Source organism: Limimaricola variabilis, from assembly GCF_034371605.1.
In the GTDB taxonomy this organism is placed as follows: Bacteria; Pseudomonadota; Alphaproteobacteria; order Rhodobacterales; family Rhodobacteraceae; genus Limimaricola; species Limimaricola variabilis.
This window is the reverse complement of the sequence record NZ_CP139691.1, coordinates 2,292,423-2,309,679: the sequence shown is the minus strand read 5'-3', so window position 1 is coordinate 2,309,679 and position 17,257 is coordinate 2,292,423. Positions and strand designations below refer to the sequence as shown.

Genomic DNA, 17,257 nt, shown 5'->3' with positions numbered 1-17,257 from the left:
CGCGACATCGCGCCCACCCTGCCGTGATCGGCCGCCCCTTGCGAAGCCGGGGGCGGCCCGGCCATAGTCGCCGCGTGACACGGATTCTCGCCATCTGCCTGCTGATTTTGGGCCTGCTGTTGCCGCTCGCGCCGACCGGCTCGGAGGCAGCACAAGCCGGGCATGGCGAGATGGGCATGACCGACTGCGCCGAATGCGAGACCGGCGCACCGCTGGACCGCATGGGCTGCGGCGCCGCGGGCATGTGCCTTGCGCCTACGGCAATCACCACGGCCCGCGGGCCCGAGACAGCCTTTGCGCCGCGTGCCCGCGCCCTGCCGCGCTTTTCGGACGCCGTGACCTTGGCCGGCCTCCGCCCTGCCCCGATCCCGCGACCGCCACGTCACCCGTCCTGACGCCGTCCGGACCCGCAGGGTCCCGGGCGAATGCCGCCCTGCGCGGCCCCTATGCGACCAAGGACCATCCACATGCACCAGCGGGTTTCACCCGACGCGGCTTACGCGCCGGCGCTTCGGCGCCGGGTGGAGCGGCGCTGGCCCGCGTCGCAAATTGATCCCTCCAAGGAGACACTGATGAAGACCCTCAGGACCCTCACCACCGCGACCCTGTTCAGCCTCACCGCCCTGCCGGTGCTGGCCGAGACCATGACCCTCTACAAGGATCCCAATTGCGGCTGCTGCGCCGCCCATGCCGAGTATCTGCGTGAGAACGGCTTCGAGGTGGAGATCGTCGAGACCTACGACCTCGTCACCGTCAACAAGGAAGCGGGCGTGCCGCTCGGCCAGCAGGGCTGCCACACCGCCCTGATCGACGGCTACGCGGTGAGCGGTCACGTCCCCGCCGACATTCTGTCGCGCTTTCTCGAGGAAAAGCCAGAAGCGGTGGGCCTCAGCCTGCCCGGCATGCCGATGGGGGCGCCCGGCATGGGCGACGACCCCGAGGCCGAGCTCGACGTCGTGATGATCGGCACCGACGGCACCGTCACGCCTTGGCCGGCCGATTAACGAAAACGGGGCCCGGCGCCCTCATACGCCGGGCCCCGCCCTGTCGGCTTGCACTCAGCCGTGGTGGTCCATGCCATGTGCGTCGGGGCGGTAGGGATTGCCCGCCTTGGGGTAGAGGAACACCTTGGTGCCCACCGGCACCTTCTCGTAGAGCTCGATCATGTGCTCGTTGATCAGGCGCGCACAGCCGTTCGAGACCGCCCGACCGATGGTCGAGGGCGCGTTGGTGCCGTGGATCCGCAGATAGGTGTCGCGGCCGTTGACGAACAGGTAGAGTGCTCGCGCGCCGAGCGGGTTGTCGATGCCGCCGGGCATGCCTTCTTCGGCGTATTTCTCGTATTTCTCGGGCTCACGCTTGATCATCGCGGGCGTCGGCTTCCAGCTCGGCCATTCCTTCTTGGCGCCGACGACATAGCTGCCGGCATGGTAGAGATCGTTGCGGCCGATGCCCACGCTGTAGCGGATCGCCCGGCTTCCTGGCAGGGTCCAGTACAGCGCGAACTCGTCGGGCATGACGTGGATCTCGCCCGGAGTCAGCCCGGCGGCGACATCCACCTCGCGCGGCAAGAAGCGCTCGGGCAGCGCCTCGGCCCCGTGTGCCCGTAGCAGCCCCGGCAAGGCGAGCGCGCCCAGCCCGATCGCGCCTTTGAGGATATGCCGTCTGTCCATGATGGTCCTTTCGCTTGCATGGCTGTCCGGTCGTAGCAGGGTCGGCCTCAATCGCGGGCCCGTTCCAGAAGCGCGACCAGCTCACCGAACTTGGCGCGCTGCTCGTCCGGATCGCCCGATAGGATGGCCTTCTCCATGCAGTGATCGGCGTGATCCGCGATGATCAGCCGCTCCACTGCCCGGAGCGCGGAACGCACCGCCGCCGTCTGCATCAGCACATCGACGCAGTAGCGATCCGTCTCCACCATCTTGGTGATGCCGCGAAGCTGCCCTTCGAGCCGAGCCAGTCGTTTCAGAATGGCGGCCTTGTTCTTTTTTTCCTGCATTCCCGGTGCCTCCGTTGATGGAACCATAGGGGAGGCGAAGGGTTCCCGCTATACCCGGCGAGGGTATGCACAAAGGCTGCCCATGGTGGCGAGACCGGAGCCATCCGAGGCGCCAGGCGGTCGTCTCTCTCCGGGCCAAGGCCGTTCCGAGACGGCAGGGCGGTCACGAGTTTTCCGGGGACGATCCCCGCAGTCGAAAGGAGTTCCCATGTCCTACTGGCGTTTCGCCGCGATGATCGCGACCTCGACGGTGGTGATGTTCGGGCTGATGTACATCAACACCTACGCCTTCGAGCATGTCTTCTTCAGCGAAACCCGGACCTACATGGCGCTCCTGATGGGCGCGGTGATGGCGGTGATCATGCTCAGCTTCATGCTGTCGATGTATGCGAACAAGGCGATCAACATCGCGATCTATGCCGGCGCGGTCGTGGTCTTCGGCGTGACGCTCTGGCTGATCCGCAGCCAGGAGACGGTGGACGATACCAGCTACATGGCGGCGATGATCCCGCACCATTCGATCGCCATCATGACCTCCGAACGGGCGCAGATCGAGGACCCGCGCGTGCGCAAGCTCGCCGACGAGATCATCGCCGCCCAGCGCAAGGAGATCGGCGAGATGCGCTACCTGATCGAGGATATCGAGCAGAACGGCATCGCCACCGACCCGGCCCTGGGCGAACCGGAAGCCCCCGCCGAGGAAGGCAGCGTCGATGAGGCGCTGGGCGCGGCCGAGCTGGCAGGGATCGATCCCGCCGGTCTCAAGCCCGAGGAGATCGAGACCGTTCTGTCGTCCGGGGCCGCCTGCGAGTTCCGCCGCACCAATGCCGGCGAGCCGGTGCTGGCGATGGCAGGTGAGAGCGGTGCGATCAAGCTGTCGGGCACGCTGATCCAGCTCGCCGCCGACGCCCCCGTCGCGGTCGAGACGCTGGAGGATGGCGCGCGGCTCACCGCGCCGGGGACCGAGATCACGATCATGCCCGACCCCGAGGCCGATTGGACCGACACCGACGACAGCCTGCGCCGCGCCGAGGCCGACATGGTGTTCCATCTCGAGAAGGGCCTGACCGTCGGCTATCGCGGCTTCCTCGACTGCGCCGCCTGATCCCCGGACACTTAACATGCAAACGGCCGCCCCACCGGGGCGGCCGTCGTCGTTTCGGTGCCGAATACGCGGTTTCGGCCCGGTTCCGCAGGTCCCGTTCCGATGCCGGGCCTATCGCGGGCTGCGCTTGGCGAGGATGCGCTGCAGCGTCCGGCGATGCATGCCCAGACGGCGGGCGGTCTCGCTGACATTGCGGTCGCACAGCTCGTAGACCCGCTGGATATGCTCCCAGCGCACGCGGTCGGCGCTCATCGGGTTCTCGGGCGGCGGCGGCAGCGCGTCGCCCCGCGCCAAGAGCGCGTTGGTCACCTCGGTCGCATCGGCGGGCTTCGACAGGTAGTCGGTCGCGCCGATCTTCACGGCGGCCACGGCGGTGGCGATGGCGCCGTAACCGGTGAGCACCACGATCCGCGCCTCGGGCCGCGCCTCCCGCAGTGCCTCGACCACGTCGAGCCCGTTGCCATCCTCGAGCCGCAGGTCGACCACCGCGTAGGCCGGGGGCTGCTGGGTGGCGATGCGCCGCCCTTCCTCGACCGTGCCGGCCATGGTCACCGCGAAGCCGCGCTTCTCCATCGCCTTGCCGAGCCGCTTGAGAAAAGCCTCGTCGTCATCGACGAGGAGCAGGCTCGGATCGGGGCCGAGATCGATCGCCTCCGCGTTCATGGCCGGATCTCCTTGGTATCGTGTTGCGAAACTAGGCGCAGGCGCGGCCCGGTCAATCCGCGGCCTCGACGAGGCAGGCCGTGCGCTCCGCCACTTCCTCTGGCCCGTCATCGCGGTTGAAGAACTCGACCGTGCCCAGCCCCGGCAGCGCCAGATAAGTCATGGTCTGGTGGTTCATCAGGTAATAGTCCGGGTCCTCGTCCGCCTTGGCGTAATAGGTGGAATAGGCCTTGGCCGCCGCGGCGATCTGCGACTCGCTGCCCGACAGTCCGACCATCTCGGGATGCATGTTGGCGGCATAGTCGGCCATCACCTCGGGCGTGTCGCGGGCCGGATCGACCGTGATGAAGACCGGCTGCGCGTCGATGCCGTGATCCTCGGCGAGGATGTCGACCGCGGCGGCGTTGCGGGCGTTGTCGACCGGGCAGACATCCGGGCAGGAGGTGTAGCCGAAATAGATCAGGCTCGGCTCGGTAATGACATCCGCGTCGGTGACCTCGCGCCCGGCCCCGTCGAGCAGTGTGAACGGCCCGCCCAACCGGTCGAACCCACCCGCCACGTTGCTGGCCCGGCAGGCCGCCATCCGGTCCGCCGGGGCGAGTATCGTCGTGGCGATCAGCGCCCCCCCGGCGAGGGTGACGAGAATGCCGGCGGCGGCGAGGGCGACAGGGCGTTGCATCGTATCTCCTGTGGGACGGGGCGCCGCATTGATGCCTGTCCGCCCCCGCCCTATCAATGGGCGAGATTGACGCACGAGCCGGAGCCGCGCCTTGCCCCCAGCCGATACCGAGCTCGCGATGCTGCGCGATCTGGGCCGCCGCAACCGCGTCCGGCTCAAGACACAGATCCTGCTGCGCTGGATCGCGGTCGCCGGGCAGACCGCGGCGGCGCTGGTGGCGGCGACGGTCTATGGCCTCGTTTTTCCCAGCGGGCTCGTGGCGATCACCATCGGCGCGGCGGTGCTGGCCAACCTGCTCGCCGCCTTCCTGCTGCCGGCGACGCGCCGGCTGAGCGAGGGCGAGGCGGCGGCGATGCTGGTCTTCGACGTAGCGCAGCTCTCGGTGCTCCTGTGGCTCACCGGCGGGCTCGACAATCCCTTCGCGCTGCTGATGCTGGCGCCTGTCACGATCTCCGCCACCATGCTGCGGCTGCCCGGCGTGCTGCTGGTCAGCGGGCTGGCGTTGGTATCGGTGACGGTGCTGTGGCTGTGGAGCCGACCGGTACTGTCGCCGCAGATGGTGGCGCTGTCGCTGCCCGAGCTCCTGCGCTTCGGCTTCTGGCTGGCGCTGGCGATCGGCATCCTGTTCATCGCCCTCTACGTGCGACGGGTGACGCTCGAGATGCAGGCGATGGGCGACGCGCTGGCCGCGACCCAGCTGGCGCTCGCGCGCGAGCAGAAGCTCACCGATCTGGGCGGCGTGGTGGCGGCGGCGGCGCATGAGCTGGGCACGCCATTGGCCACCATCACCCTCACCGCCAGCGAGCTGGTCGACGATCTGGCCGATCGACCCGATGCGGCCGAGGACGCGGCGCTGATCCGGGCGCAGGCGATCCGCTGCCGCGACATCCTGCGCTCCATGGGCCGGGCCGGCAAGGAGGACACCCACCTGCGGCAGGCGCCGCTCGAAGCGGTGGTGCGCGAGGCAGCGGAGCCGCATCTGGCGCGCGGCCGGGACGTCGTCTTCGCGGTCGGCGCCGAGCCCGGCAGCGGCGCCGAGGCCGAGCTGCAGCCGCTGATCCACCGCCGCCCCGAGATCGTCCACGGGCTGCGCAACCTGATCCAGAACGCGGTCGATTTCGCCCGCGGCCGGGTCGAGATCGACCTGTCCTGGACCCCCGAGGCGGTGATGGTGACGATCGAGGATGACGGGCCGGGCTTCCCGCCGGGGCTGATCGGCCGGATCGGAGACCCCTTCATGCGCTCGCGCCGCAGGCCCGGCTATGAAGGGATGGGGCTGGGGCTGTTCATCGCCAAGACATTGCTCGAAAGGTCGGGTGCCCGGCTCAGCTTCGCCAATGGCGGCGACCGGCTGCGCGCCAGCGGCGACGCGGCGGGGGGCGCCATCGTGATGATCGCTTGGCCGCGCGAGATCATCGAGGCGACCGACGCCGGGACCGCGCCGAACCCGCATTTCCTGCCCTGAGCCGGCGCGGCTGGTTAACACACGGTTAAGACTTCGCACACAATCTAGGCGCGATTTCGCTCTGGTTGCATGCTCCATGACCTTGACCCCGCTCCTGCCCCTGCTGATCGTTATCTGCGTCTCGACCCTCGCGGCGGCGGCGATCGTGACGCTGCTGGCGCGGCTGGCCCCCGGCGGCCGGTCCCGCCCCGCCCCGGCGGAGCTGCGGTCGGTCTTTCTGTTCGACGGCGACTGCCTGATCGACGCCACCGCCCCGGCGCGGCGGCTGCTCGACCGGCTCGAGGGGCCGGGCACCGAGCGCGACCTGCTGGTATCGTTGCTCGATCACCGCTTTCCCGGTCTCGCGCGGCGGCTCGCGACGCTCGAGGGGGACGGGCGGCGGCGGATCGAGGCGCGCGGCGGCATCGGCTGGCTCGAGCTGGAGCATTGGGACGGGTTGCTGCGGCTCAGCCTCTGCCCGGGCGGGCCCTCCGCCCCCGATCAGACCCCGATCGACGCGATCGCCTTCGCAGCGCTCCAGGACGAGCTGGAGACCCTGCGCTGCATCGGCGAGGACGCGCCCCAGCTGATCTGGAAGATCGACGGCGAGGGTCGGCTGAGCTGGGCCAACCGCGCCTATCTGCGGCTCGCCGAGGCGCAGGCCGAAGCGATGCGGGCCGCTGGGGACGCGGGACAGGCACCTATTGAGAGGGCCGAGCACGGGTGCGGCTGGCCACCCGACCGGCTCTTCGAATTGGGCGAGTTCAAGCCTGCCGGGGCCGAGGGCGAGAGCTGCCGGGTCAGCCTGTCGCAGCCCGGACGGCCCGCCCGCCGCTGGTTCGAGGTCACCCGGCTGCATCGCGGCACCGAAACGGTGCATTTCGCGCTCGACGTGACCAAGGTCGTCGAGGCCGAGCAGGCCCGCCGCAAGTTCGTGCAGACCCTGACCAAGACCTTCGCGCAGCTCGCCATCGGCCTCGCCATCTTCGACCGCGACCGCAAGCTGGTGATGTTCAACCCCGCCTTCCACGACCTGACCGGTCTGCCGATCGCCTTTCTCAGCTCGCGCCCGCAGGTGCAGACCGTGCTCGACCGGCTGCGCGACCGCAGCATGCTGCCCGAGCCCAAGGATTACGCCAGCTGGCGCGAGCAGGTCGCAGCGCTCGAGGCGCAGGCCACGCGCGGCACCTATTGCGAGACGTGGTCCCTGCCCGGCGGCCAGACCTACCGCGTCACCGGCAGGCCGCATCCCGACGGCGCCGTCGCCTTCCTGTTCGAGGACATCAGCGCCGAGATTTCCCTGACCCGGCACTTCCGGGCCGAGATCGACACCGCCCGCGCCGTGCTCGACACACTGCCGGAGGCGATCGCGGTCTTCTCGGCGGGCGGCACCCGGCTGCTGCACAACGAGGCATACGAGGCCCTTTGGGGCGCGCCCGACCCCGGTCTGGCCGAGACCGGCATCACCGAGGAAGTCGCACGCTGGCAGCAGGGCCTCGCGCCGAGCCCGGCGCCGGGCCGTCTGCGCGACCTCGTCGGCGGCTTTGGCGAGCGCAGCGCCGGAACGGAACGGCTGCGCCGGGCCGATGGGCGCGGGCTCACCTGTCGTCACCTGCCGCTGCCGGGCGGCGCCATGCTGATCGGCTTTGCCGAGGATGCCGCCGAAGGCCCCCGCATTGCCACCGCCGAGACCGGGGCGCCCGGCCAGCACGATCCGGAAGCGCCGGTCCGCGCAAGGGGCCGCTGAGGGCCGTTTCGGCTTGCAGCACACGGCCCAGCGCCTAGGTTGCGGCCATGACGTTCCAGGCCGGTCCGATCCCCCTGCCCGACGAATCGCACAGCCACGCCCTCGCCGCGCGGCTGGCGCCATTGCTGCGTCCGGGCGACACGCTGCTGCTCTCCGGCCAGATCGGCGCCGGCAAGAGCTTCTTCGCGCGCGCGCTGATCCGTGCCCGCACCGGCAACCCCGACGAGGAAGTGCCCTCGCCCACCTTCACGCTGGTGCAAAGCTACGAGGCCCCCGGGGCCGAAATCTGGCATTGCGACCTCTACCGCCTCTCCGACCCGTTCGAGCTTGTCGAGCTTGGCCTCGAAGAGGCGATGGGCCGGGCCATCTGCCTGATCGAATGGCCCGACCGAATGGGCGACATGGCCCCGGCAGACGCGCTGTCGCTGGCCTTCGAGGCGCGCCCCGAGGGGCATCTGCTGACCGTTTCGGGGCCCGCTCCCTGGCGAGAGCGACTGGAGCCGCTCCTTGGCTGACATCGACGCCTTCCTCGCCCGGCACGGCTCCGGCAGCCATGCCCGCCTGCCGTTGGCCGGTGACGCCTCGGCGCGCCGCTACGAGCGGCTGGCCGTGCCCGGTGGCGACAGCCTGATCCTGATGATCTGTCCGCCGGAAGGCCGCGCCGCGCTCGACGCCTTCGTGGCCATCGCCGTGCACCTGACGGGGATCGGCCTTTGCGCGCCGCGCCTGCACGCGCTCGACCGCGAGGCCGGTCTCGCGGTTATCGAGGATCTGGGCGAGATCCAGGTGGCGGGCTGGGCCGAGGCGCATCCCCGTGACATCACCCCCTACGCGACCGCGATCGACGCGCTGGCCCGGCTGCAGGCGGCGGCCCCGCCTCCCGGGCTTGCCGCGCTGACCCCGTCGGTGGGGGCGGAGATGATCGCCCCCTTGGGCGAATGGTACGCGCCCGGCCTCGACCTCGGGGCGCTGCAATCGGCACTGCATGACACGCTTGAGCGGTACGCGCCATCCGCCTCGGTGCTGGCGCTCAGGGACTACCATGCCGAGAACCTGATCTGGCGGCCCGAACGTAGCGGGACCGACCGGATCGGTCTGCTGGATTTCCAGGACGCGCTGCTGGCCCCGCCCGAATACGATCTGGTCTCGCTGCTGCGCGATGCGCGGCGCGACGTCTCCGAGGATCTGCGCCATGCCATGATGCAGCGCTTCGCCGCTGCGACCGGGCGCGACCCGGAGGCGGTGGCCGCCGCCTGCGCCGCGCTGGGCGTGCAGCGCAATTTGCGCATCCTCGGCATCTTTGCCCGGCTCGCGCGGCGCGACGGCAAGACCCGCTATCTGGCGCTGATGCCGCGCGTCTGGCGCCAGATCCGCGCCGATCTCGACCATCCGGCGCTGGCCGGGCTCGCCCCTCTCGCCGCCGCCATCCCCGCCCCCGAGGAGACCGCCGCATGACCACCCAAGCGCCCGGCGCCATCATGATCTTCGCCGCCGGTCTCGGCCGTCGCATGGGCCCGCTCACGGCCCAGCGCCCCAAGCCGATGGTCGAGGTGGCGGGCCGGCCGCTGATCGACCACGCGCTCGAACTCACCGCGCCGCTGATGCCGCTTCGGCGGGTCGTCAACCTGCATCACCGGGGCGAGGTGCTGCGCGAGCATCTCGCGGATCGCGACGTGATCCTCTCGGACGAGACGGAGAAGCTCCTCGAGACCGGCGGCGGTCTCCGCAAGGCGCGGCCGCTGCTCGGCCCCGGCCCGGTCTACACGCTCAATTCCGACGCGATCTGGGCCGGGCCGAACCCGCTTCTGGCGCTGCGCAAGGCCTGGGATCCGTCCCGGATGGAGGCGCTGCTGCTGCTGCTCCCGCGCGAGAACGCGATGGCCCATTCCGGCGCCGGCGATTTCCTGATCGATGCCGAGGGGCGGCTCTCGCGCGGGCCCGGCCATGTCTATTCCGGGGCGCAGATCATCGTGCCGGACGGGCTCGACGCGATCCCCGAGGAGGCCTTCTCGCTCAACCTGCTGTGGAACGAGATCGCGGCCCGGGGCCGGCTCTACGGCGTGGTGCATGACGGGCGCTGGTGCGATGTCGGTCGCCCCGACTGCATCGAGATCGCCGAATCCATGCTGCAGGACGCCCATGCCGTCTGAGACCTTCCCCGACGCGGGGGCGGCGCATCTCTACGCCCTGCCCTGCGGCGTCGATTTTGCCGAAGGGCTTGTCGCCGGTCTGCGGGCCCGGTTCGGGGCGCAGGGACCCGAGGCGATGGCCCGGGTGACGGTCTATCTGGGCACCAACCGGATGCGGCGCAGGGTGCGCGAGGTGTTCGACACCGGTCCCGCCACGCTGCTGCCCCGGCTGCGGCTGATCACCGAGCTGGCGCTCGACCCGCTCGGGCCTGACCTGCCGCTGCCCGTGGCGCCACTTCGCCGCCGGCTGGAGTTGACGCAGCTGGTCTCGAGGCTGGTCGAAGCGCAGCCCGACCTTGCCCCGCGCGCGGCGGTCTACGATCTCGCCGACAGCCTCGCCGGGCTGATGGACGAGATGCAGGGCGAGGGCGTGACCCCCGACGATCTGTCGGCCCTCGACGTCAGCGACCTCTCTGGCCACTGGGCCCGATCGTTGCAATTCCTGCACATCGTCACCCATTGGTTCGGGCCGGATGCCGCCCCCGACCGCGAGGCCCGCCAGCGGATCTCGGTGGAGCGGCTGATCGAGGGCTGGGAGGCCACTCCCCCGACCGACCCGGTGATCGTCGCCGGATCCACCGGGTCGCGCGGCGCGACGGCGCTCCTGCTGCAGGCGGTGGCGCGTCAGGACAAGGGGGCGGTGGTGCTGCCCGGCGTCGACATGGACCAGCCGCAGGAGGTCTGGGAGCGGCTGGACGAGGCGCTGGCCGCCGAGGATCACCCGCAGTTCCGCTTCCGCCGCATTCTGCGGATGCTCGACATGGAGGCCGAGGAGCTGCGGCTGTGGCACGACACGCCCGCCCCCTCGCCCGCGCGCAACCGGCTGGTGTCGCTGTCGCTGCGCCCGGCGCCGGTGACCGACCAGTGGCGCGAGGAAGGGCCGGGCCTGGGCGATCTCGGCCCCGCGACCGAGGGCATGACCCTGCTCGAGGCGCCCTCGCCCCGCATGGAGGCCGAGACCATCGCGCTACGGATGCGCGCCGCCGTCGATGAGGGCAAGACCGTCGCCCTCGTCACCCCCGACCGGATGCTGACCCGGCAGGTCTCGGCCGCGCTCGACCGCTGGAACCTCGTGGCCGACGACAGCGCCGGCGTGCCGCTCCCGCTGACGCCCCCGGGCCGGTTCCTGCGGCTCGCCGGCGAGGTGATGGGCGAGCGCCCTGGCCCGGCGGCGATCCTGTCGCTGCTCAAGCATCCGCTGTGCCATTCGGGGCGCGAGCGCGGCCCGCACCTGCTGCGCACCCGCGAGCTGGAGCTCTGGCTCCGGCGCGAGGGGGCGGCCTATCCCGACGACGCGGTGCTGCGGCGCTGGGCGGAGAAGACCGGCGCGCGCGATCCCGGCCGGATGGGCTGGGCCGACTGGGTCTGCGAGGCGCTCGACCTGGTGCCGAACGGCGCGGAAAAACCGCTCTCCGAGCATCTCGCCTGCCATCTCAAGCTCGCCGAATGCCTCGCCGCCGGTCCGGGGATCGAAGGCGCCGGCGGGCTCTGGGACGAGGCGGCGGGCCGCGCCGCGCGGCAGGCCTGTGACGGTCTGGCCGAGCATGCCGAGGCGGCGGGCGCCATGCCGCTGCGCGATTACCGGTCGCTGTTTCTCGGGGTGATGCGCCGGGTCGAGGTGCGCAATCCCGATATCGGCCATCCGCAGGTGCTGATCCGCGGCACGCTCGAGGCGCGGGTGCAGGGCGCCGATCTCACCATCCTTGCCTCGATGAACGAGGGCTCCTGGCCCGAGGCGCCGCCGGCCGACCCGTGGCTCAACCGCCGGATGCGGGCCCAGGCCGGGCTGTTGCTGCCCGAGCGGCGGATCGGCCTCTCGGCGCATGACTACCAGCAGGCGGTCGCGGTGCGCGAGGTCTGGATCACCCGCTCGACCCGCTCCGCGGATAGCGAGACGGTGCCGTCGCGCTGGATCAACCGGCTGACCAACCTGCTCGACGGATTGCCGGAACAGGGCGGGCGTCAGGCGCTGGCGGCGATGCGCGCCCGCGGCGCGGACTGGCTGGCCCGGGCCACGGCGCTCTCGGTGCCCGAGGCGCGGGTGCCGCCCGCCCGTCGCCCTAGCCCGCGTCCACCGCTGGCGGCCCGGCCTGACAGGCTCTCGGTCACCGCGATCCGCACGCTGATCCGCGACCCCTACGCGATCTATGCCCGTCACGTGCTGCGTCTGCGCTGTCTCGATCCACTGACGCCGAGCCCGGATGCGGCGCTGCGCGGCACGGTGCTGCACAAGGTGTTCGAGGAGTTCCTCAAGGAAGGGCTCGCGCCGAGCGATCCGATCGCCAAGGCGCGGCTCCTCGCCGTGACCGAGCGGGTACTTGAGGCCGAATGCCCCTGGCCCACGGTGCGCAGGCTCTGGATCGCGCGGATCGCCCGGATCAGCGACTGGTTCCTGACCACCGAGGCGGCTCGACAGAAGCTGGCGACCCCGCGCCACTTCGAAATCGACGGCGCCGCCGCCATCGAGGATCTGAACTTCACCCTGACCGCGCAGGCCGACCGGATCGATGTCGGCGATGACGGCTTCAGGATCTACGACTACAAGACCGGCAGCCCGCCCACCGGGCCGCAGCAGAAGAACTTCGAGAAGCAACTCCTGCTCGAGGCGGCGATGGCCGAGCGCGGCGGTTTCGAGAAGGCCGGGCCGGGCCGGGTCGCGGGCGCGGCCTATATCGGCCTCGCCGGCAGTGGCCGGGTCGTGGAGGCGCCGCTCGACGAGATCCCGCCGGACATGGTCTGGGCCCAGCTGCGCGAGCTGATCGCCCGCTGGCAGGAGCGCGATCGCGGCTACTCGGCCCGGATGGCGCTGATGAGCGACAAGGACCGCAGCGACTACGACCACCTGTCGCGCTTCGGCGAATGGGATTTCTCGGCCGAGGCCGAGGGGGAGGAGGTCGGATGATCCGCGACGAGGCGACCGAACGGCAGGTCCGCGCCGCCGACCCGGCCAATTCCACTTGGCTCTCGGCCAATGCCGGGTCGGGCAAGACCCGCGTGCTCACCGACCGGGTGGCGCGGCTGCTGCTCGACGGCACCGACCCGCAGAACATCCTGTGCCTGACCTATACCAAGGCCGCCGCCTCCGAGATGCAGAACCGGCTGTTCCAGCGGCTCGGGCAATGGGCGATGATGGAGGACCGGGCCCTGCGCGAGGCGCTGGAGCGGCTCGGCACGCCGCAGGCGATCTCGCTGCGGGCCGCACGCACGCTTTTCGCCCGCGCGATCGAGACGCCGGGCGGGCTGCGCATCCAGACCATCCATTCCTTCTGCGCGGGGCTGCTGCGCCGCTTCCCGCTCGAAGCCGGGGTCAGCCCCCAATTCACCGAGATGGAGGACCGCGCCGCCCAGCTGCTGCGCGCCGAGGTGGTCGACGCGATGGCGGCCGGGCCCGAGCGGCCGCTGGTCGACGCGCTGGCGATGCTCGCCTCCGAGGGGGATTTCGACACGCTGCTGCGCGAGATCACCGCCCGGCGCGAGGCTTTTCTGGGCACGCCCGATCCGGCAGCGCTGGCGCGGCATTTCGACCTGCCCGCCGGGCTCACCACCGAGCGGTTCCACGACGTCGCGCTCGAACCGGAGGATTTCGACACGCTCGGTGCCCTGCGGGTGCTGCTGCGCCGGGGTACCTCGACCGATCTCAAGGCCGCCGACCGGCTCGGCAAGGTGGATCTCAAGGCCGCGCCTGATGCGGCGCTGTTCGACCTGCTCGAGAATCTGTTCCTGTTCGGTGCCTCGGCCAAGACGCCTTACGGCGCCAAGATCGGCAAGTTCCCGACCAAGGCGCTGCGCGAGAGCGAACCGGCGCTGATCGAGCGGCTCGACGACCTGATGGCGCGTGTTGAGGAGGGGCGCCAGACGCGGTTGGCGCTCGCCGCCTTCGACAAGACCCGCACCCTCGACGCCTTCGCCCGCGTCTTCGTCCCGGCCTATGAGCGGCGCAAGCTGCTGGGCGGTATGCTCGATTTCGACGATTTGATCGGCCGCGCCCGCAAGCTGCTGACCGATCCGGCGGTCGCGCAATGGGTGCTGTTCAGGCTCGATGGCGGCATCGACCACATCCTCGTCGACGAGGCGCAGGACACCTCTCCGGCGCAATGGGCGGTGATCGAGCGGCTGGCGCAGGAATTTGCGGCCGGGGAGGGCGCGCGCGCCGAGCACCGCCGCACCATCTTCGTCGTCGGCGACAAGAAGCAGTCGATCTATTCCTTCCAGGGCGCCGATCCCGAGGGCTTCGACGAGATGCAGCGCCATTTCGAGGAGCGGCTGGAGGCTGCGGGGCAGGGGCTCAACAGGCTCGATCTCGAATATTCCTTCCGCTCCTCCGAAGCGGTGCTGCGCGCGGTCGACGCCACCTTCGTCGGCCCGCATCGTGAGGGACTGGGTCAGGAGGTGCCGCACCGCGCCTTCAAATCCGCGATGCCGGGCCGGGTCGATCTCTGGCCGCCGGTTGAGCCGCCCGAGAAGGAAGAGGACGACACGCCCTGGACCGACCCGGTGGACCGGCCCGGCGCCACCGACCCCTCCGTTGTGCTGGCGCGACGCATCGCCGACGAGATCAAGCGCATGAAGGCCGAGGAGACGATCCCGGTCGAGCGCGGCCATTCCGGTGTCTATGACCGCCGCCCGGTGAGCGAGGGCGACGTGCTAATCCTGGTGCAGCGCCGCTCGGCGCTGTTTCACGAGATCATCCGCGCCTGCAAGGCAGCCGGGCTCGACGTGGCGGGGGCCGACCGGCTGCGCATCGGCGGCGAGCTGGCGGTCAAGGACATCGCTTCCTTCCTGCGCTTCCTCGCGCTGCCGGAGGACGATCTGTCGCTGGCCTGCGCGCTGCGTTCGCCGATACTGGGCTGGAGCGAGGCGGATCTCTACGACCTCGCCCAGGGCCGCCCCGCCCATCTGTGGCCGCGGCTGCGCGACGCCCGCGACCGATATCCCGACACCATGGCGGTGATCGACGACATGCGCCGCCAGGCCGACTTCCTGCGGCCCTACGATCTGATCAACCGGCTGCTGCTGCGCCATGACGGCCGCCGCAAGCTGCTGGCCCGGCTCGGCGCGGAAGCCGAGGACGGCATCGACGCGCTGCTGTCGCAAGCGCTCTCCTACGAGCAGACGCAGGTGCCGGGGTTGACCGGTTTCCTCGAATGGATGGAAACCGACGAGCTGGAGATCAAGCGGCAGGCGGAGTCCGCCGGCGACCGGCTCAGGGTGATGTCGGTGCATGGCGCCAAGGGTCTCGAGGCGCCGATCGTGATCCTGCCCGACACCGCCAAGCGCCGGGTGGACCTGCGCGACAAGCTCTACGAGGCCGAGGGCGCGCAGCTCTGGGCCGTGCCGGTGGCCGAGAGTCCCGAGCCGCTGCAGGCGCTGCGCGCCGAGCTGATCGACGCGCAGGAGCGCGAGCGGCGGCGGCTGCTCTACGTGGCGATGACCCGGGCCGAGAGCTGGCTGATCTGCTGCGCGGCGGGCGATGTGGGCGAGGGCGGCGACAGCTGGCACGCGACCATGTCCGAGGGGCTCGACCGGCTCGGCGCCGGGGCCGCGCCGATGCCCGGCGGGGAAGGGCGGCGCTACGCCCATCTCGACTGGGCCTGCGGCGAGCTGCTCGCGCCCCGCGCCCCCGTCGCGGCGCTGCCGGAGGCGCCCACCTACCCGGCGGTGGCCATGCCCGAGAGCGCGCCCGCCATCCTCACCCCCTCGGATCTCGGCGGCGCCAAGGTGATGCCCGGCGAGACCGAGCCCGAGCAGGGCGAGGCGGCGCGGGCGCGCGGCACCCTGATGCACCTGCTGCTCGAACATCTGCCCGCTCTGCCTGAGGCGCATCGCGCCGTGCAGGGACGCAGGCTCCTCGACAACGCCGAGGAAACGGTCGAATGCGACGATCCGGAGGCGATCCTGACGGATGCGCTGGGCCTCGTCGCTGCGCCGGGGCTGGAGGAGATCTTCGCCCCCGATGCGCTGGCAGAGGCCGCGATCACCGCCGATCTCGATGCGCTGGGCGGGCAGCGGCTGCACGGCGCCATCGACCGGCTGCTGATCGGCGAGGCGCGGGTTCTGGCGGTGGATTTCAAGACCAACCGGCTGGTGCCCGACTGTCCCGAGCAGGTCCCGGAGGGGATCCTGCGGCAAATGGGCGCCTATGCGGCGATGCTGGAGGCGCTCTGGCCGGACCGCCGGGTGGAGGTGGCGGCGCTGTGGACCCATGGCGCCAGGCTGATGCCCTTGCCACGCGATCTGGTCATGGCGGCCCTGCGCCGCGCCGCCCATTGACGCGCCCCACCCGCATCCTTACCTGACTGACCCAAGCCCAGACCAAGGAGAGCCCCGATGGCCACCGTTGCAGTCAATGACGCGAATTTCGACACCGAAGTGCGCCAGTCCGACATCCCCGTCGTGGTGGATTTCTGGGCCGAGTGGTGCGGCCCCTGCAAGACCATCGGCCCGGCTCTCGAGGAGCTGTCGGACGAGTATCAGGGCCGCGTGAAGATCGTGAAGGTCAACGTCGACGAGAACCCGAACTCGCCCGCCCAGCTCGGCGTGCGCGGCATCCCGGCGCTGTTCCTGTTCAAGGATGGCGAGATCGTCTCGAACCGTGCCGGCGCCGCCCCCAAGGCCGCGCTCAAGGGCTGGATCGACGAGTCGCTCTGATCCACCGGACATGACGACGATCAAGGCGCCTTCGGGCGCCTTTTTCGTGTCTGATCAGGCTCTGATCGGGGCCAAACTTGCCCTTCCCGGCCACGGCCCCCATATCGGCCCGGACGGCGAAGGAGGTCCCTCCTTCACCATTCGAAAAATACGCATGGTGCGCGGGCAGCCCCGCGCCCGACAGGAGGCAAGATGAGCGACGACTTCCCCGGCTGGCACGGCACCACGATCATCGGCGTGCGCAAGGGCGGCAAGGTGGTGATCGCGGGCGACGGCCAGGTGAGCCTCGGCCAGACCGTGATCAAGGGCACCGCGCGCAAGGTGCGCAGGCTCTCCCCCGGCAGCTACGAGGTCATCGCCGGCTTCGCCGGATCGACCGCCGACGCCTTTACCCTGCTGGAGCGGCTCGAGAAGAAACTCGAGGCGACGCCGGGCCAGCTGGCGCGCGCCAGCGTCGAGCTCGCCAAGGACTGGCGCACCGACAAGTACCTGCAGAAGCTCGAGGCGATGCTGATCGTCTCCGACGGCAAGGACCTGCTGGTCATCACCGGCGCCGGCGACGTGCTCGAACCGGAACATGACGTCACCGCGATCGGCTCGGGCGGCAACTTCGCCCTCGCCGCCGGACGCGCGCTCATGGACACCGATATGGATGCCGAGGCCATCGCGCGGCGCGCCATGGCGATCGCCTCCGATATCTGTGTCTACACCAATGGCAAGCTGACCGTGGAAACGCTCGAGGCCTGAGGCCTCGCGTTTTCCGTTCCCCAGACAAGGACAGTC

General features: G+C 70.6%; 17 protein-coding genes. 13 read left to right on the top strand and 4 right to left on the bottom strand.

Going from position 1 to position 17,257, the window contains the following annotated elements; all coding sequences use genetic code 11:
• Positions 1-74 precede the first annotated feature (74 nt).
• A complete protein-coding gene (locus T8T21_RS11465) occupies positions 75-395 on the top strand; it encodes a hypothetical protein (protein WP_322335687.1) in 321 nt (106 codons plus the stop codon).
• Between the two features lie 177 nt (positions 396-572).
• Positions 573-1,004 carry a DUF411 domain-containing protein gene (locus tag T8T21_RS11460; protein ID WP_322335686.1) on the top strand — a complete coding sequence of 144 codons (432 nt, stop codon included), beginning with the start codon at positions 573-575 and terminating at the stop codon, positions 1,002-1,004.
• 54 nt (positions 1,005-1,058) lie between these two features.
• Here the strand turns inward: T8T21_RS11460 and T8T21_RS11455 are convergent, their stop codons facing one another.
• Both T8T21_RS11455 and T8T21_RS11450 read right to left on the bottom strand, forming a co-directional pair.
• On the bottom strand, positions 1,059-1,673 hold the full coding sequence (locus tag T8T21_RS11455) for a L,D-transpeptidase (RefSeq protein ID WP_322335685.1): 615 nt from the start codon (positions 1,671-1,673) through the stop codon (positions 1,059-1,061).
• Between the two features lie 47 nt (positions 1,674-1,720).
• Positions 1,721-1,999, bottom strand: coding sequence for a metal-sensitive transcriptional regulator (locus T8T21_RS11450; RefSeq protein ID WP_322335684.1), 279 nt, complete (start codon positions 1,997-1,999; stop codon positions 1,721-1,723).
• A gap of 208 nt (positions 2,000-2,207) precedes the next feature.
• Here T8T21_RS11450 and T8T21_RS11445 point away from each other — a divergent pair, with 208 nt between their 5' ends.
• Positions 2,208-3,104, top strand: coding sequence for a DUF6692 family protein (locus T8T21_RS11445; protein ID WP_322335683.1), 897 nt, complete (start codon positions 2,208-2,210; stop codon positions 3,102-3,104).
• Between the two features lie 111 nt (positions 3,105-3,215).
• Here T8T21_RS11445 and T8T21_RS11440 read toward each other — a convergent pair whose 3' ends face one another.
• Both T8T21_RS11440 and T8T21_RS11435 read right to left on the bottom strand, forming a co-directional pair.
• Positions 3,216-3,767 carry an ActR/PrrA/RegA family redox response regulator transcription factor gene (locus tag T8T21_RS11440; protein ID WP_183470213.1) on the bottom strand — a complete coding sequence of 184 codons (552 nt, stop codon included), beginning with the start codon at positions 3,765-3,767 and terminating at the stop codon, positions 3,216-3,218.
• 52 nt (positions 3,768-3,819) lie between these two features.
• Entirely contained in the window at positions 3,820-4,446 is a 627-nt protein-coding gene (locus tag T8T21_RS11435) for an SCO family protein (protein WP_322335682.1), read from the bottom strand.
• 91 nt (positions 4,447-4,537) lie between these two features.
• On the opposite strand from T8T21_RS11435, the gene regB reads away from it, so the two are divergent.
• From regB to hslV, 10 genes are all read left to right on the top strand, one after another.
• On the top strand, positions 4,538-5,911 hold the full coding sequence (regB, locus tag T8T21_RS11430; RefSeq protein WP_322335681.1) for a sensor histidine kinase RegB: 1,374 nt from the start codon (positions 4,538-4,540) through the stop codon (positions 5,909-5,911).
• Positions 5,912-5,987: 76 nt separating this feature from the next.
• Positions 5,988-7,637: a PAS-domain containing protein gene (locus tag T8T21_RS11425; protein WP_322335680.1), complete on the top strand. Its 1,650-nt coding sequence runs from the start codon at positions 5,988-5,990 to the stop codon at positions 7,635-7,637.
• A 47-nt stretch (positions 7,638-7,684) separates the two neighbouring features.
• Positions 7,685-8,152, top strand: coding sequence for a tRNA (adenosine(37)-N6)-threonylcarbamoyltransferase complex ATPase subunit type 1 TsaE (tsaE, locus tag T8T21_RS11420; protein WP_322335679.1), 468 nt, complete (start codon positions 7,685-7,687; stop codon positions 8,150-8,152).
• A complete protein-coding gene (locus T8T21_RS11415; protein WP_322335678.1) occupies positions 8,145-9,092 on the top strand; it encodes an aminoglycoside phosphotransferase family protein in 948 nt (315 codons plus the stop codon). The genes tsaE and T8T21_RS11415 overlap by 8 nt, the downstream gene beginning before the upstream one ends.
• Positions 9,089-9,787: a nucleotidyltransferase family protein gene (locus T8T21_RS11410; protein ID WP_322335677.1), complete on the top strand. Its 699-nt coding sequence runs from the start codon at positions 9,089-9,091 to the stop codon at positions 9,785-9,787. Before T8T21_RS11415 ends, T8T21_RS11410 begins: the two co-directional genes overlap by 4 nt.
• Positions 9,777-12,728 carry a double-strand break repair protein AddB gene (addB, locus tag T8T21_RS11405; protein WP_322335676.1) on the top strand — a complete coding sequence of 984 codons (2,952 nt, stop codon included), beginning with the start codon at positions 9,777-9,779 and terminating at the stop codon, positions 12,726-12,728. The genes T8T21_RS11410 and addB overlap by 11 nt, the downstream gene beginning before the upstream one ends.
• On the top strand, positions 12,725-16,096 hold the full coding sequence (gene addA / locus T8T21_RS11400) for a double-strand break repair helicase AddA (RefSeq protein WP_322335675.1): 3,372 nt from the start codon (positions 12,725-12,727) through the stop codon (positions 16,094-16,096). The genes addB and addA overlap by 4 nt, the downstream gene beginning before the upstream one ends.
• A 57-nt stretch (positions 16,097-16,153) precedes the next feature.
• Entirely contained in the window at positions 16,154-16,474 is a 321-nt protein-coding gene (trxA, locus tag T8T21_RS11395) for a thioredoxin (protein WP_183470227.1), read from the top strand.
• Between the two features lie 10 nt (positions 16,475-16,484).
• The gene (locus tag T8T21_RS11390; protein ID WP_322335674.1) at positions 16,485-16,670 is read left to right on the top strand and encodes a hypothetical protein; all 186 of its coding nucleotides are present in this window, start codon (positions 16,485-16,487) and stop codon (positions 16,668-16,670) included.
• The gene (gene hslV / locus T8T21_RS11385; protein ID WP_322335673.1) at positions 16,667-17,221 is read left to right on the top strand and encodes an ATP-dependent protease subunit HslV; all 555 of its coding nucleotides are present in this window, start codon (positions 16,667-16,669) and stop codon (positions 17,219-17,221) included. Before T8T21_RS11390 ends, hslV begins: the two co-directional genes overlap by 4 nt.
• Positions 17,222-17,257: the final 36 nt, after the last annotated feature.

What these genes read in the sequence shown, in the direction of transcription:
- addA (WP_322335675.1), top strand. Translation starts at nt 12,725, where the DNA reads ATGATCCGCGACGAGGCGACCGAACGGCAGGTCCGCGCCGCCGACCCG.
- T8T21_RS11425 (WP_322335680.1), top strand. Translation starts at nt 5,988, where the DNA reads ATGACCTTGACCCCGCTCCTGCCCCTGCTGATCGTTATCTGCGTCTCG.
- T8T21_RS11410 (WP_322335677.1), top strand. Translation starts at nt 9,089, where the DNA reads ATGACCACCCAAGCGCCCGGCGCCATCATGATCTTCGCCGCCGGTCTC.
- trxA (WP_183470227.1), top strand. Translation starts at nt 16,154, where the DNA reads ATGGCCACCGTTGCAGTCAATGACGCGAATTTCGACACCGAAGTGCGC.
- tsaE (WP_322335679.1), top strand. Translation starts at nt 7,685, where the DNA reads ATGACGTTCCAGGCCGGTCCGATCCCCCTGCCCGACGAATCGCACAGC.
- T8T21_RS11440 (WP_183470213.1), bottom strand. Translation starts at nt 3,767, where the DNA reads ATGAACGCGGAGGCGATCGATCTCGGCCCCGATCCGAGCCTGCTCCTC.
- T8T21_RS11435 (WP_322335682.1), bottom strand. Translation starts at nt 4,446, where the DNA reads ATGCAACGCCCTGTCGCCCTCGCCGCCGCCGGCATTCTCGTCACCCTC.
- T8T21_RS11445 (WP_322335683.1), top strand. Translation starts at nt 2,208, where the DNA reads ATGTCCTACTGGCGTTTCGCCGCGATGATCGCGACCTCGACGGTGGTG.
- hslV (WP_322335673.1), top strand. Translation starts at nt 16,667, where the DNA reads ATGAGCGACGACTTCCCCGGCTGGCACGGCACCACGATCATCGGCGTG.
- T8T21_RS11450 (WP_322335684.1), bottom strand. Translation starts at nt 1,999, where the DNA reads ATGCAGGAAAAAAAGAACAAGGCCGCCATTCTGAAACGACTGGCTCGG.
- T8T21_RS11455 (WP_322335685.1), bottom strand. Translation starts at nt 1,673, where the DNA reads ATGGACAGACGGCATATCCTCAAAGGCGCGATCGGGCTGGGCGCGCTC.
- T8T21_RS11460 (WP_322335686.1), top strand. Translation starts at nt 573, where the DNA reads ATGAAGACCCTCAGGACCCTCACCACCGCGACCCTGTTCAGCCTCACC.
- addB (WP_322335676.1), top strand. Translation starts at nt 9,777, where the DNA reads ATGCCGTCTGAGACCTTCCCCGACGCGGGGGCGGCGCATCTCTACGCC.
- T8T21_RS11390 (WP_322335674.1), top strand. Translation starts at nt 16,485, where the DNA reads ATGACGACGATCAAGGCGCCTTCGGGCGCCTTTTTCGTGTCTGATCAG.